Here is a 13,633-nt window from a genome sequence, read left to right as displayed (position 1 = left end):
GTGCTATCTGGGGCCACCGTGTTTGCCCGACTCAGCCTTCTTTTTGCGAGACAGCGCTAGCCAGGCTGAGCGTGTAATGATCCTGACCCGGCGCTGGAAGCTCAGATATGACCAGCTCCACTGCAACAGAACGATCAGACGATTTTCATAGCCAATCAGATAGATAATATGGACCGTCAGCCAGAGCAACCAGGCCAGGAAGCCTGCGGAGCGGATTTTGCCTATACGTACGATCGCAAAGGCACGTCCCACCGTTGCCATGTAGCCTTTGTCATGATAGCGAAATGGTGCGCCGGGCTGCTGGTTAGCAAGCCTCTGCTCGATAACGGAGGCCACATACCTTCCTTGCTGCATGGCTACCGGCGCAACACCCGGTAGCGGTTTCCCATCCTGCATAAGGGTGGCTGTATCTCCCAGCACAAATATTTCTGGATGTGCGGGCAACGTCAGATCTGGCAATACCTTTACACGTCCAGCCCGGTCGGTCTCTGTGTTTAGCCACTTGCCCGCCTCCGAAGCCTGTACCCCCGCTGTCCAGATAACCGTGCTAGCAGGGATCCATTCGTCTCTGGCAATCACTCCATCCGTGGTAATCTCCTCCACAGGCGTGTTGAGGCGCAGATCTACTCCCAGTTTTTGTAGTTCACGTTTGGCTTTGTTAGAAAGCTCTGCCGGAAAGGCGCCGAGGATCTGCGGCAAGGCCTCGATCAAAAGGATATGAATCATTGTGGGATCAATGTGGCGAAACTCAGGGATGAGAGTTTTGAAGGCCAGTTCGGCGATGGCGCCTGCCAGTTCGACGCCGGTCGGACCTCCTCCAACGACGGCAAAGGTCAGTAATTGCTGGATGCGCTCTGGATCGGTTTCGATTTCTGCTTGTTCAAACGCCACCAGTAGCTTGCGGCGAACCTCCTGCGCATCTTCCAGATTTTTTAAGCCGGGCGCTAATGGTTTCCAGCTTTCTATGTGGCCGAAGTAATTTTCGTGGGCGCCGGTGGCGACAATTAAATAGTCGTAAGTGATGCTGCCGTGGTGCATAATGACGCGCTTCTGCTCTACGTCGATGCCCGTTACTTCAGACATGATGACGACTGTATTTTTTTGCTTGCGCAGGACATGGCGGATCGGTGTGCTGATGTCTGCGGGCGAGAGGGCCGCCGTCGCCACCTGGTAGAGCAAGGGCTGGAAGAGATGGTGGTTGGTGCGGTCGATCACTGTCATCTGTAATGCTGGCTGTTTCTTGCCCAGGGCGAGAGCTGCCTGCAAGCCACCAAAGCCAGCGCCGATAATGACGACATGGGGATGCGTGTCAGGCGTTGTTGTGTTATGATGGCTTTTCATCCTGGAAATCACCTCTGATCGGGAATGTTTTCGAAAAATCGGGCGCAAGGCCCGAACCTACACAAATCGGGCGCAAGGCCCGAACCTACACAATCTCCTTATCTTAAACGTATTGGGCCTTCTAAATGGGACACGTCAGGCGTTGTTTGCGTGTTGTCCTGGGATGGCCGGTCCGGATGGCGCCTGCTGAAATTGCTGCCAGCGTGTTTGCAGGAGGTGAAAGTTGCTGTCAAGCTTTTCGCGCGCCAATACTACCTGCGTGGTCTGACCCTCGCCGATCAGGTCAGACAGTTCGTTGTAGACCTGGCAATGGATATAGATGCGATTTTTTTCGGTCCTGAGATGATGGGCTGTGAGCCGGACACGCATGCCTGGTAGGGCCGAAGCGATATGGCGCACGACTACCTCGTGACCAATCGCTTCTTCGTTCTGCTCTAAAAATGGTAGCAGCAACTTACGGCTCACCAGCTCCATATGTTTCGTCATCCAATAGGTCGCGTAGACGGGATGGACGGCGCCCAGTTCTTCGAACTGTACCGTCATCTGGTCTGTCACGGTGATCTCAAACACCGCTTGCTGGTCGAGCGGAATAGGCTGCATCGTTTCCTTTTCCTTTACTTGTTAAGCTGGCTGGTGCTAACGCATATGTAGCAGCAGGCGCTGTGGCTGTTCGAGTAACTCGATCAGGGTATTCAGAAAGCGCATGGCCAGTTCACCATCGATCAAGCGATGGTCGGCGGTAAAGGAAAGTGGTAGTACCGGGCGTACCTCGATGCGCTCATCCACCACCCAGGGACGCTTGGTAATGCGGCCCAGACCCAGAATGCCAGCTTCGCCTGGATTGATGATGGGCGTAGTGAAGAAGCCCCCTACGGTGCCATAGTTGCTGATGGTAAACGTGCTGCCGCGTAGTTCCTCCAGTTTCAGTTTTTGATCACGACCGGCCTCGGCCAGTCGTCCTATCTCGCGTGCGATCTCCAGCAGCGTCAACTTGTCCGCGTGGCGCAGCACAGGTACTAGCAGTCCATCGCTGGTCGCGGTGGCAATACCAATATGATAGTAGCGTTTGAGCACAATCTCCTGCGTGCTATCATCGATGGTGGCATTGATCGCCGGATATTGCTGCAACGTATGCACCAGGGCCTTGATAATCAGAGGTAAATAGGAAAGTTTGATGCCCTCTGATTCGGCCAGTGGCAGCAGGCTTTGCCGTAGCGCGACCAGGCCCGTCGCATCCACCTCAATCAGCGAAGAAACCTGGGGAATCGTGCTGACCGAGCGCACCATGTTCTCGGCGATGCGTCGGCGTAATCCACGCAGGGGAATGCGCTCCTCCGGCTGTTGTTCAGGACCGCCGGTTGTTTGTGGTGCTGGCGTAGCAGGCAGGCTGGCAGGCGCTGTGGACACCTGTTTTGGGGCCGCTGGCTGCATCTTCGGCTCTGCCGGGGCCTTCATGCGTGCGATTACCTGCTGCACATCTTCCGTGCGCACCCGACCCGCATGGCCCGAGCCGCTGATAGTGGCGATGTCAATGCCAAACTCTTTGGCCATCCGCCGCGCCACTGGCGTTGCCAGGACGCGCTGGGGATATTTCGCTGGAGCCGTGTCTTTATGGATGCCATTGCTCAGATTGGTTTTGATGGCGGGCAGGATGGTCTGGTGCGTCACTGCGCTGGCCGGGGCGGCGGATATAGCCTGGATGGCAGGCCGCTTCTCCGCTGTCTCCTCTATTGTCAGCAGGACGGTTTTTACCGCTACGACCTCACCTTCTTTGGCTGCCAGTTCGACTACCGTGCCTGCTACCGGCGATGGTAGCTCAACGACCGCCTTGTCTGTCTGCACGGCTACAATGGCTTGATCCTGCGCCACGCGATCCCCAGGTTTGACGAACCATTGAACTATTTCTGCTTCAGTGATTCCTTCTCCCAGGTCTGGAAGGTGAAATTGCACTGTCATACATGTCTCCTCAAGAGCCCGTTGTTGACCAGCGCGCGAGTGCATTGGTCAAACAGGCGGTGTTATATCGTCATCGAGGCTCTCGCTGCCTGGATAATGCGGGTGGCGCTGGGCACGTGATAATCCTCTAAAATAACTGGCGAGACTACATCATAGCCGGTGACGCGCATGACCGGCGCCTCCAACCAGAAGAGCGCCTTCTCGTTAATGGTAGCGACGATCTCTGCACCTACGCCGGCCGACTTTGGCGCCTCGTGGACGACGATGGCCCGTCCTGTTTTTTCGACCGAGCGGATAATCGTCTCGCTATCGAATGGCGAAAGGGTGCGTAGATCGATGACCTCGGCCGAGATTCCTTCGTCTGCTAGCAATTCCGCTGCCTCCAGTGAGGTAGCGACCATGGCGCTCCAGGCTACAATTGTGATATCTGTCCCTTCGCGTGCGATGGCGGCCTTTCCCAGCGGGACGGTATAGTGACCATCGGGAACTTCCTGGCGTCCGGCCCGGTAGCCGCGCAGGGGTTCTAGAAAAACGATTGGATCTGGATCATTGACAGCTGCCAGCAACATGCCTTTGGCGTCGTAGGGAGTGGCCGGAGCCACGACTTTCAGGCCCGGAGCATGGACGAAGTGGGCCTCCAGGGCGTCGCCGTGCAGCTCAAAAGCCCGCACACCACCACCAAAGGGGGCGCGCACGACTAATGGACAGTTGAAGCGTCCGCGTGAGCGGGCGCGAATACGGGCTGCCTGTAACAGGAGCTGAGCAAAGGATTGCATGGAGAAGCCCAGAAATTGAATCTCGGCCACTGGCAGTAGTCCATAGGTTGCCAGGCCAATGGCGGTACCGATAATACCGGCTTCTGCCAGTGGTGTGTCTACCACGCGCTCCTCGCCGAAGCGCTCGATCAAGCCATCCGTGGCTCGAAAAACGCCGCCATTGCGCCCGACATCTTCACCCATGACCATGACCCGCTCATCCTCACCCATGGCTACATTCAGAGCATCATTAATGGCCTCAATCAGGTTACGCTGAGTCATGGGAAGGTGACTCCTTTCTGGGATTGCCTGAGCGACTCCAGCATTTCCTGGCGCTGTTGTTCCAGAATGGGCGTTGGTTCCGCGTAGACCTGCTCAAACATGCTTTCTGGTGCAGGAATGGGTTCGGTCAGGGCGGCGGTGACGCTGCGTGCAATATATTCGCGCAGCTCTTCTTCCAGGGCGCTCTGCTTACTTTCGTTCCACAACTGTTGATGTTCGAGGCAGATACGCAGGCGTGTAATGGGATCGCGCTGGTCTTTCCATTCGGTCAGTTCACCGGCTGGCTGATAGCGTTGCGGATCATCCGCGGTGGAGTGGGGACCAAAGCGGTAAGTGACGGCTTCTATGAATGTTGGACCTTCCCCGTTGCGTGCCCTCTCGAGTGCCGCTCGTGTCTCGCGATACATGACCAGTACATCATTGCCATCTACCAGCTTGCCTGGCATGCCGTAGGCGACAGCTTTCTGAGCGATGGTTTCGCTGGCTGTTTGTCTTGAGCGAGGAACTGAAATAGCCCAGCCATTATTCTGACTGATCAATACAACGGGCGCCTTAAAAACAGCGGCGAAGTTCATACCTTCGTGGAAGGCACCCTCCGAGGTGGCACCGTCTCCAAATAATGTCAGAGTGGCCGTTTTGGTCCGGCGTAGCTTCATTCCCCAGGCGACGCCAACGGCGTGTGGAATCTGCTCGGCGATACCAATCTGCTGTCCAAACACATTGACGCCAGGGGGAACCATACCGGCCTTAGGATGACCACGGAAGAAGAGGGGAATATGTTCGGCTGGCAGGCCATGCACAATACAGGCCAGGCCGTCTCGATAAGAACCAAACAACCAATCATCCTGCTTGAGCGCCAGCGCGCTCCCAACCTGGGCCGCTTCCTGACCCGCGACAGGTGCATAGGTGCAGAGTCGTCCTTGCCTCTGCAGGTTAATCAACCGTGTATCAAAGAGGCGTCCAAAGCTCATCCAGCGATACATATCGAGTAACAGTTCCGCCGGCTCTTCGATTTGCATACCCGGTTGCAGCGAGCCATCTGGAGCCAGCACGCTAGTTGGCTCCGGTGGCCGAATATCATGCTCATGAAGTGTACTTGTCATGTCTCTTCTCGTACTTACTAATCATTGTAGTTGTCGTCAGGGCGCCGCTCCGTTGCGGCAGGTGCAGGCATATTCGCTCTGAGCGTTGGGCTTTACCTGAGGAGGGGTTACCTTGTTGCTGCTGAACATGTCCGCGCCTGTCTGACTGCATAGACTGCTATGTAACTATGATAGATGAGACTCAGGATAGCTAAATGATCTCTGTAAACGCGATTGTGACGCTGTCTGGTGTCGCGAAATTAACGAGATCGGCGTTCGTTGCCTGGCCTTCGGGTGAGCTCAGACCAGCCTTACGTTCTTCTTTATTATTAAAGTATAGGGTCGCCATCAGATAGTAGGGAGCATCCTTGCCAGTGAAGCGGCTGACCTCGACCTTTTGCAGGCCGGGTATCTTTTTGACCAGGGGAATATGGGTATCAAAGTAATGTTTCTCGAACTTCTCACGGTCTGCTGGTTCCTTATAGAGCGCGATCATCGTGACTGCCATTGTCAACTTTCTCCTTATTGCGCTTGCCACCGCCGAAGCAGTGGCCCTTACCTTACCATATAGTGTTAGCGTAAATTGATCCAGGCTGTTTTTACCTGTGTGTAGGCATCCAGCACTGCATGACCCATTTCGCGACCATAGCCACTCTGTTTATAGCCCCCAAAGGGAGCCGCGGCATCAAACTGATTATAGGTATTGACCCAGACGACGCCTGCTTTGAGAGCGGCGACCATCTTATGCGCCTTTTTGATATCGTTGGTCCATACGCCGGCGGCCAGGCCATAGGCCGACTGATTGGCGCGGGCAGCTATTTCTTCCACCTCTTCAAAAGGCATGGCTACCACGACCGGACCAAAGATCTCTTCGCGCGCAATGGTCATCTGGTCTGACACCTGGTCGAAGACGGTTGGCTGCACAAAGTAACCTGCCGCCAGGTCGTTGCCTACCCGGTTGCCACCGGTAGTGACGCGTGCCCCTTCTTGTTTGCCCGTAGCGATATAGTTCGTGACGCGCTCCAGTTGTTGCTGCGAGACGACAGGTCCCATATCGGTGCCGGGATCGATGCCAGGGCCCAGCTTCATTTTACTGCTCATGCTGGTCAGGTTGCCGAGCACCTCATCATAGACCGATTTATGCACAAACAGTCGGCTACCAGCCGTACAGACCTCGCCTTGATTGAAGAAAATGGCGTTCAGCGCCCCACGCACTGCGTATTTAAGATCAGCGTCGGGGAAAATAATATTAGGTGATTTGCCACCTAATTCCAACGTTACTTTTTTCAGGTTGCCCGCGCTGGCCTGGACAATCTTTTTGCCGACTTCGGTCGAGCCGGTAAAAGCGATCTTGTCCACGTCCGGATGAGCCGCCAGGGCTGCACCTGCCGTCTCACCAAAGCCGGGCACGATATTGACCACGCCCTCCGGGAAGCCAGCCTCACAGATCAGCTCGCCGAGGCGCAGGGCTGTCAGTGGTGTTTGTTCGGCCGGTTTCAAGACCAAGGTATTGCCGCAGGCCAGGGCTGGAGCCAGTTTCCAGGCTGCCATTTGCAGAGGGAAATTCCAGGGAATGATTTGCCCCACTACGCCCAGCGGCTCGCGCAAGGTATAGGTAAGCATATTGGGAACCGAGACAGGGATCGTTTCGCCCTCGATTTTGGTGGCCCAACCCGCGAAATAGCGGAAGTGCTCGACCGTCAGCGGCACATCGGCTGCCCGCGAATACTTGATAGGCTTCCCGTTATCCAGAGTTTCCAGCTCTGCCAGTTCTTCGGCATTGCGCTCAATTAAATCAGCCAGCTTCAAAAGAAGATGGGCACGTTTGGCGGGCGATAGTTTAGGCCAGGCTCCCTGTTCAAAAGCCCGTCGCGCCGCTGCGACCGCCCTGTCTATATCTTCAGCCTCGCCCTCGGCTACCCTGGCTAAGACCTGCCCTGTGGAAGGATTGATCGTATCGAATGTCTTTCCACTGGCCGCCTCAACCCATTGGCCTCCGATTAGCATCTTCATTGACTGCTGCTGTAAAAATGCGGTTTGCTCTTTCTCTGTTGCATGTTCGACCATGTCGCCAACTCCTCCTAACATTTTTACCACATGGTAAAAATATATCTAACGTCCTGCTAAAAGTCAATGCTTATCCATACGCAACTTACTCTATGGTAAGATATAGGTATCCTGCTCTCGACAACAAATGATGGGAAACACTACATATGAAACAGAATCAATCTGGACCAATCCCGCATCCAAAAGCGCGTAAAAAAGATAGTGAGAACGAAGCTAACAAAAGAACACGTTTGACGCAGAAGGTAATCGTAGAGACGGCAGCCGAACTCTTTGCGCAACGAGGATTTGGCGCGACCAGCTTAAATGATATCGCCGACGCGCTGGGCGTAACCAAAGTTGCCCTCTACTATCATGTCAAAAACAAAGAAGAAATCCTGCGCCTCGTCTATTTGACCGTCCTCAATATAGCCGAAGAGCCGCTACGCCGCATCGTCGAATCCGATCTGACGCCGCGCGAGAAACTCCATCAAGCGATCGAGCATCACATCGCCATCACCGCCAACACCTCGCCGGCCGTCACAGTCTTTTATCGCGAGCAAGCCCACCTCACTGGCCCCTTCGCCAGAGAGATAGCCCTGCGCGAAAAAGACTATGAACGCTACTTCGAGCAAATCATCCAGGAAGGCATTGCTCAACAAACCTTCAAACCTGGTTTCGACTCCAAAATCGTCACCTTCGGTCTACTGGGCATGTGTCACTGGCTCTCCCACTGGTACCAACCCGCCGGCCGCTACACTCCCCAACAAATCGCCACCATGTTCATCACCCTCATCGAAAACGGCCTCCTCTCCCCGTAGGCGCACCTACGAATCGCTTTTCTTTTTGCATACAACCTCCCCTCACCTTCCCCGCCCGTCTTGCATGGGCAATGCCCCCATTTTCAAGTCAATGCACGAGGCGACCTTATTTTACCGACCGGTAAAATAAGGTCGCCTCGTGCATTGACTTTTACCTCATTCTCTTTTATATTTTTACCAGGCGGTAAAAAATAATATCAAATATTATAGAAAATATACCAGTATGACTCTGTTGACAGAGAGCTGGGGAAGAGAGGTAGCGACCATGACTCAGGAACATGAAGATGCACGGGTAGCAGAATTTCGCACCTATCTTGCGGCAGGTGGCAAAGTTGAAGCGACCGACTGGATGCCAGACGGCTATCGACAGTCGTTGATCCGCTTTATTGAGATGCACGCAAATTCTGAGCTTATGGGAGCCCTTCCTGAGCGCGATTGGATTATGCGCGCCCCCACTATTCATCGTAAACTGGCCCTGACCGCGAAGATCCAGGATGAGGTAGGGCATGCCGAACTACTATATCGCCTGGTCGAAGATTTAGGGAAGCCGCGTAGCGCCTGCCTGGATGATCTGATTGCAGGCAAAGGCAAGTTCCATAACACCTTCCACTATGCCACTAAATCCTGGGCTGATGTAGGCATCATCGCCTGGCTGGTAGATGCCGCAGCTATCGTCTCGCAGCACGCGCTGCGCGATAGTAGCTATGCTCCCTATGCGCGCACCATGCAAAAGATTTGCTGGGAAGAATCCTTCCACATGATGCATGGCCGCGACATGGTTATTACCATGATGAACGGCACTGATGCTCAGCGTGCGATGGTCCAGGAGGCTCTGGATCGCTGGTGGCCGGCGCTGATGGTCTTCCACGGACCCGACACCCCCGCCGAGAAAGATAAAGACCTGCAATGGCGGATCAAAGCGAAGACTAACGAGGACCTGCGGCAGGAATTCTTAAATATCCAGGTACCGCGCCTGCGCGAGGTGGGCCTGGTGATCCCAGATCCTGAATTGCGCTATGATGCGGAGCAGGGGCGCTGGCTCTATAGTGAGCCCCGCTGGGATGAATTGCGCGCGATCGCTCGTAACCAGGGTCCGGCTTCATCTGAGCGCATCGGTTTTCGCCGCCTCTCCTACGAGGATGGTCAGTGGGTGCGCGACGTGATGCACCGTCAGCAGGCCATGGCCAGGGCAACCAGTATTGCATAGCAAGGACAGGGTGGACTCCAATGACGGATAACACAGGAAATGTTTCGCTAGCTACACTTACAAATACTGTTGATGAGGGCGAGGTCTTTGAGATTTTCCAACAGGCGCCCCGCGAGACCATCCCTCGTCACGGCGGCAATCTGCGGGCCTCTGACAACGAGCTGGCCATCCATTACGCCAGAGAGTTTTATGGGCGCAGACAGGAAAGCCAGAAGCTGTGGATTATTCCTCGCTCCAGCTTGCTTGAGATATGTTATGATCCGGCTACGCCGATGGACGCTCAGCCAGCTTCGACCGCTGAGCAGGTGGCGTCGTTTGTGGTTTTCGCTCAGAAGCAAGCAGGGCGACCGCTGATCTGGCTCCAAAACCTGACTGCTAGCAATCAACAGGAGGCACAGGCGCAGGCGTTAGCCCTGCTTCAGGACAGCGCCGGGGCCTATCTGCGCCTCTGGCTCTGTCCGCTCACTGCTATCACAGTGCTGGATAATCCCGATTTGTTGCAGCCTCCGATCGATCGCTCGTATCGGCGGCTGGATGGCTATGATATTCGCGAAAAATTACAGATTGCCCGCCAGCGTGTCAGGGCGCAAGAAGAGAGGCCGCGTTAATGGAATTTACTGATGCATCTATGGTACCACCCGACCTGCAGCAGCCTTTGAGCAATTTCTTGTTATCCCTGGCTGATGATGAGTTTATCCTGGGCTATTGGGACTCCGAGTGGACAGGCGTGGCCCCAATGCTGGAGGAGGATGTGGCATGTAGTTCGATCGCCCAGGATGAGATTGGCCATGCCCGGCTTTTCTACCAGGAAGTGGCGGCCCTGACCGGATCGGTCCCCGATCAAGTTGCTTATAATCGCACGCTCACCGAGTATCGGCAGGTGCAGCTGGTTGAGCGCCGCCGTGGTAACTGGGCCTTTACCTGTGCCCGACGTTTCTTCTACGAAACCGCCGATCAGGTGCGCCTGGCCAGCCTGACCACATCAACCTATCTGCCGCTGGTAGAAGCCATTGGCAAGATACAGCGCGAAGAGGTGTATCACCAGATGCATAGTAGCGTCTGGTTGAATCGCCTGGCAACCGGTACCCCCACTGCCTATCAAATGCTCACCGAGGCTCTGCAGCAACTCTGGCCGGATGCCCTGGGTTTATTTGAACCATTTCAGAACGAAGATATTTTGCTGGCGGCTGGCATTTTGCCTGTCCCCTCCGCTACTCTGGAGCAGCGCTGGCTGAGCAGCATCGTACCAGTATTTGAGCGCCTGCAGCTTCCGCTCCCGATCACAAAAGGAGCATCGTCCGAGGAAAGTTCGGCGGCCGTGTATCATCCTACCATCGCCGCGCAACTGGGTGGTCGCCAGGGACAGCATAGTGCCGATTTTGCCGACCTCTGGGATCAGATGACGATGGTTTCGCGCATGGACCCACAGGCGAGTTGGTAGCCCCGGAAGGAAGAGATCTGCATGTCCGAGATAATTGCACACACAAGCGATGGCTCGCTTAGCGAGCAGCAGATATGGGATGCCTTACAGACGGTGCCAGATCCTGAGTTGCCCGCGATCTCAGTGGTAGACATGGGTATTATCCGGCGCATCGACATTGATGTCGTCAGCTCGTCGATTCGCATCGTGATTACACCGACCTTTTCTGGCTGTCCTGCCTTGAGCCAGATTCAAGCATCAATCACAGAACGGTTGCTCTCCCTGGCGTCGCATGTCGAGGTCGCGGTTACTATGCAGCAGCCCTGGACCAGTGATATGTTGAGCGAGTCGGCCAGGCAGAAGCTCAACAAGGTTGGGATTGCCCCGCCGCCGCACGTCGGGCGTGGTCCCCTGTTGCCGATGTTGACGCAGCAGGCCCTGACCTGTCCCCATTGCGGCTCCCGGCAAACCGTGCTGGAAAATCCCTTTGGCCCCACACCCTGTCGTGCCATTGCCTATTGTCAGCAATGCCACCAGCCATTTGAACAATTTAAACCGATCTAAGCGCTGAAAAAGCCATGATATAATAGCTGAAGAACACCCACAATGATGCGGGAAGGAGCAGTATATGTTGCAGGAGGCCGTCATTCTTTCGGCTGTACGCACCCCGATTGGACGCTACAATGGGGTCCTCAAAGATGTGCGCCCCGATGATCTCGGAGCCCTTGTCATCCGTGAAGCCATCGCGCGGGCCAATATTTCTGCCGAGGAAATTGAGGATGTGGTGCTTGGTTGCGCCAACCAGGCTGGTGAGGATAATCGTAACGTTGCTCGTATGTCGCTATTGCTGGCTGGCCTGCCGGTTACGGTCGCTGGCCAGACCGTCAATCGGCTGTGTGGCTCTGGTCTGCAGGCGGTCAATGATGCGTCCCAGGCTATCTGGAGCGAACAGGGTGAACTATTTGTGGCCGGTGGCGTTGAAAGCATGAGCCGGGCCCCTTTTGTGATGGGCAAGGCAGAGACCGCTTTCCCCCGTGGCAACCTGACCATGTATGACACCACCATCGGCTGGCGCTTCATTAATCCGCGCCTGGCCGAAATGTATTATCCTTATAGCATGGGCGAGACGGCTGAAAACGTGGCCAGCAAGCATCATATTGCTCGCTCCGAACAGGATGAGTTTGCGCTGCGCAGCCAGCAGCGCGCCGTCGCCGCGATGACCGAGGGCCGCTTTGCCGCCGAGCTCGTAAATGTTGTAGTGCCTCAAAAAAAAGGCGAGCCTCTCACGGTAGAGCGCGATGAGCATCCACGGGCTGATACCTCGATGGCAGCGCTCAACAAGCTCAAGCCGGCCTTTAAGAAAGACGGCGGAACGGTGACCGCGGGGAACTCCGCTGGCATTAATGACGGTGCCGCCGCCCTGGTGCTGTCTTCCCAGACTTATGCTCGGTCACATGGACTCCAGCCACTGGCGCGCATTGTCACCACGGCCGTCGCTGGCGTAGACCCCGCCTACATGGGCCTGGGACCTATTCCAGCCGCGCGCAAAGCCCTGCAGCGTGCTGGCCTGCGCATGACCGACATGGATCTCGTTGAGCTGAACGAAGCGTTTGCCGCGCAATCTTTACAATGTATGCGTGAGCTAGAGATTCCAGTAGACAAACTCAATGTGAATGGTGGCGCGATCGCCCTGGGACATCCACTGGGCGCATCGGGGGCGCGCATCCTCACCACCTTGCTGCACGAGCTACGCCGCCGCGAAGGTCGTTATGGACTGGCCTGTATGTGTATTGGTGTCGGTCAGGGTATCGCCACGATCATTGAACGTTTGTCATAGCGCCTGGCGCGCTGCCAACATGTTCCTCTGGAGGGGTTTATTATGGTTATCACACAACACCAGGAAGCAGGCTTACTGACACTGACTTTAAATCGGCCTGATGCACTCAACGCCATCACGACTGAGCTATTGGTAGAATTAGGGCACGCCCTTGAGAAGGCGCAAGACCCAGCTGTTCGTGCCATCTTATTGACCGGCGCTGGCCGAGCCTTTTCGGTTGGACAGGATCTCAAAGAGGTCCAGGTGCGCCAGGAATCCTTTAAGGATCATTTGCGCCACTATAATCGTGTCATCAAGCTGTTACAGCATCTGGAAAAACCTGTGCTGGCCGCCATCAATGGAGCGGCCGCTGGCGCTGGCTTCTCGCTGACCCTGGCCTGCGATCTACGCCTGGCCTCCGAAAGCGCCTTTTTTACTCCCGCCTTCAGCCGCATTGGACTGGTGCCCGATAGCGGCATGAGTTACTTTTTGCCGCGCATCGTTGGCTGGAACAAAGCCTTCGATCTACTGACCTTTTCCCCCCGTGTTACGGCTGAAGAGGCGTTTGAACTGGGCATCGTCGACCGCATTTTCCCGGTCGACACTTTCCAGGAGCAGGCGCGTGCCTTTGCTTTAGAGCTCGCGCAGGGTCCAACGCTGGCCCTTGGCTTAACCAAGCAGCTCCTGTGCCGCAGCGGCAGCGCCACGTTGGAAGAGATGCTGGACTACGAAGCCGAAATGCAGGATCGTGCAGGCCAGAGCCAGGATCACCATGAAGGGATGCAGGCTTTTCTGGAAAAGCGGCCATCCCGCTTTTCCGGAATGTAAGATTGCATTTAACGCGGAAGTTGAGCGCCCCCGCACGGGCGCGTGCATGCGCACCCGAATTATTGATTTTATGTGTTGTCGC

General features: G+C 55.6%; 14 protein-coding genes. 7 read left to right on the top strand and 7 right to left on the bottom strand.

Annotated features, from left to right (window positions below; translation table 11 throughout):
* Window positions 1-3 precede the first annotated feature (3 nt).
* From JMI88_RS12055 to JMI88_RS12025, 7 genes are all read right to left on the bottom strand, one after another.
* Window positions 4-1,341 carry an NAD(P)/FAD-dependent oxidoreductase gene (locus tag JMI88_RS12055; protein WP_201362080.1) on the bottom strand — a complete coding sequence of 446 codons (1,338 nt, stop codon included), beginning with the start codon at window positions 1,339-1,341 and terminating at the stop codon, window positions 4-6.
* A 135-nt stretch (window positions 1,342-1,476) separates the two neighbouring features.
* Window positions 1,477-1,941, bottom strand: coding sequence for a thioesterase family protein (locus tag JMI88_RS12050; protein WP_201362079.1), 465 nt, complete (start codon window positions 1,939-1,941; stop codon window positions 1,477-1,479).
* A 36-nt stretch (window positions 1,942-1,977) separates the two neighbouring features.
* Complete coding sequence (locus tag JMI88_RS12045; protein ID WP_201362078.1) at window positions 1,978-3,297, bottom strand: dihydrolipoamide acetyltransferase family protein; 1,320 nt, start codon at window positions 3,295-3,297, stop codon at window positions 1,978-1,980.
* 62 nt (window positions 3,298-3,359) lie between these two features.
* Window positions 3,360-4,334 (bottom strand): alpha-ketoacid dehydrogenase subunit beta, encoded by a 975-nt coding sequence (locus tag JMI88_RS12040; RefSeq protein WP_201362077.1) that lies wholly within the window; start codon window positions 4,332-4,334, stop codon window positions 3,360-3,362.
* Window positions 4,331-5,437: a pyruvate dehydrogenase (acetyl-transferring) E1 component subunit alpha gene (pdhA, locus tag JMI88_RS12035; RefSeq protein ID WP_201362076.1), complete on the bottom strand. Its 1,107-nt coding sequence runs from the start codon at window positions 5,435-5,437 to the stop codon at window positions 4,331-4,333. The genes JMI88_RS12040 and pdhA overlap by 4 nt, the downstream gene beginning before the upstream one ends.
* Before the next feature lie 190 nt (window positions 5,438-5,627).
* The gene (locus JMI88_RS12030) at window positions 5,628-5,924 is read right to left on the bottom strand and encodes an EthD family reductase (RefSeq protein ID WP_201362075.1); all 297 of its coding nucleotides are present in this window, start codon (window positions 5,922-5,924) and stop codon (window positions 5,628-5,630) included.
* 65 nt (window positions 5,925-5,989) lie between these two features.
* Window positions 5,990-7,483, bottom strand: coding sequence for an aldehyde dehydrogenase family protein (locus JMI88_RS12025; RefSeq protein WP_201362074.1), 1,494 nt, complete (start codon window positions 7,481-7,483; stop codon window positions 5,990-5,992).
* 146 nt (window positions 7,484-7,629) lie between these two features.
* Between JMI88_RS12025 and JMI88_RS12020 the strand changes: the two genes are divergently transcribed.
* The 7 genes from JMI88_RS12020 to JMI88_RS11990 all read left to right on the top strand — a co-directional run bounded on the left by JMI88_RS12020 (window position 7,630) and on the right by JMI88_RS11990 (window position 13,551).
* Window positions 7,630-8,280: a TetR/AcrR family transcriptional regulator gene (locus JMI88_RS12020; protein ID WP_201362073.1), complete on the top strand. Its 651-nt coding sequence runs from the start codon at window positions 7,630-7,632 to the stop codon at window positions 8,278-8,280.
* 265 nt (window positions 8,281-8,545) lie between these two features.
* Window positions 8,546-9,487, top strand: a complete 942-nt coding sequence (gene paaA / locus JMI88_RS12015) for a 1,2-phenylacetyl-CoA epoxidase subunit PaaA (protein WP_201362072.1) — start codon at window positions 8,546-8,548, stop codon at window positions 9,485-9,487.
* Window positions 9,488-9,507: 20 nt separating this feature from the next.
* Complete coding sequence (locus tag JMI88_RS12010; RefSeq protein WP_201362071.1) at window positions 9,508-10,095, top strand: hypothetical protein; 588 nt, start codon at window positions 9,508-9,510, stop codon at window positions 10,093-10,095.
* Entirely contained in the window at window positions 10,095-10,928 is an 834-nt protein-coding gene (paaC, locus tag JMI88_RS12005) for a 1,2-phenylacetyl-CoA epoxidase subunit PaaC (RefSeq protein ID WP_201362070.1), read from the top strand. Before JMI88_RS12010 ends, paaC begins: the two co-directional genes overlap by 1 nt.
* Before the next feature lie 21 nt (window positions 10,929-10,949).
* A complete protein-coding gene (gene paaD, locus JMI88_RS12000; protein ID WP_201362069.1) occupies window positions 10,950-11,471 on the top strand; it encodes a 1,2-phenylacetyl-CoA epoxidase subunit PaaD in 522 nt (173 codons plus the stop codon).
* Between the two features lie 67 nt (window positions 11,472-11,538).
* Entirely contained in the window at window positions 11,539-12,744 is a 1,206-nt protein-coding gene (locus JMI88_RS11995) for a thiolase family protein (protein ID WP_201362326.1), read from the top strand.
* 42 nt (window positions 12,745-12,786) lie between these two features.
* The gene (locus JMI88_RS11990) at window positions 12,787-13,551 is read left to right on the top strand and encodes an enoyl-CoA hydratase-related protein (RefSeq protein ID WP_201362068.1); all 765 of its coding nucleotides are present in this window, start codon (window positions 12,787-12,789) and stop codon (window positions 13,549-13,551) included.
* The last annotated feature ends 82 nt before the right edge of the window (window positions 13,552-13,633 follow it).

The sequence above is a fragment of the Dictyobacter formicarum genome (genome assembly GCF_016587435.1).
Note: the sequence above shows the minus strand (reverse complement) of the source record. Positions and strands in the feature narration are given on the sequence as shown.

Coding starts and splice junctions, on each gene's coding strand:
- JMI88_RS11990 (WP_201362068.1), top strand. CDS start 12,787: ATGGTTATCACACAACACCAGGAAGCAGGCTTACTGACACTGACTTTA.
- JMI88_RS12025 (WP_201362074.1), bottom strand. CDS start 7,483: ATGGTCGAACATGCAACAGAGAAAGAGCAAACCGCATTTTTACAGCAG.
- JMI88_RS12020 (WP_201362073.1), top strand. CDS start 7,630: ATGAAACAGAATCAATCTGGACCAATCCCGCATCCAAAAGCGCGTAAA.
- paaC (WP_201362070.1), top strand. CDS start 10,095: ATGGAATTTACTGATGCATCTATGGTACCACCCGACCTGCAGCAGCCT.
- paaD (WP_201362069.1), top strand. CDS start 10,950: ATGTCCGAGATAATTGCACACACAAGCGATGGCTCGCTTAGCGAGCAG.
- pdhA (WP_201362076.1), bottom strand. CDS start 5,437: ATGACAAGTACACTTCATGAGCATGATATTCGGCCACCGGAGCCAACT.
- JMI88_RS12055 (WP_201362080.1), bottom strand. CDS start 1,341: ATGAAAAGCCATCATAACACAACAACGCCTGACACGCATCCCCATGTC.
- JMI88_RS12030 (WP_201362075.1), bottom strand. CDS start 5,924: ATGGCAGTCACGATGATCGCGCTCTATAAGGAACCAGCAGACCGTGAG.
- JMI88_RS12045 (WP_201362078.1), bottom strand. CDS start 3,297: ATGACAGTGCAATTTCACCTTCCAGACCTGGGAGAAGGAATCACTGAA.
- JMI88_RS12010 (WP_201362071.1), top strand. CDS start 9,508: ATGACGGATAACACAGGAAATGTTTCGCTAGCTACACTTACAAATACT.
- JMI88_RS12050 (WP_201362079.1), bottom strand. CDS start 1,941: ATGCAGCCTATTCCGCTCGACCAGCAAGCGGTGTTTGAGATCACCGTG.
- paaA (WP_201362072.1), top strand. CDS start 8,546: ATGACTCAGGAACATGAAGATGCACGGGTAGCAGAATTTCGCACCTAT.
- JMI88_RS12040 (WP_201362077.1), bottom strand. CDS start 4,334: ATGACTCAGCGTAACCTGATTGAGGCCATTAATGATGCTCTGAATGTA.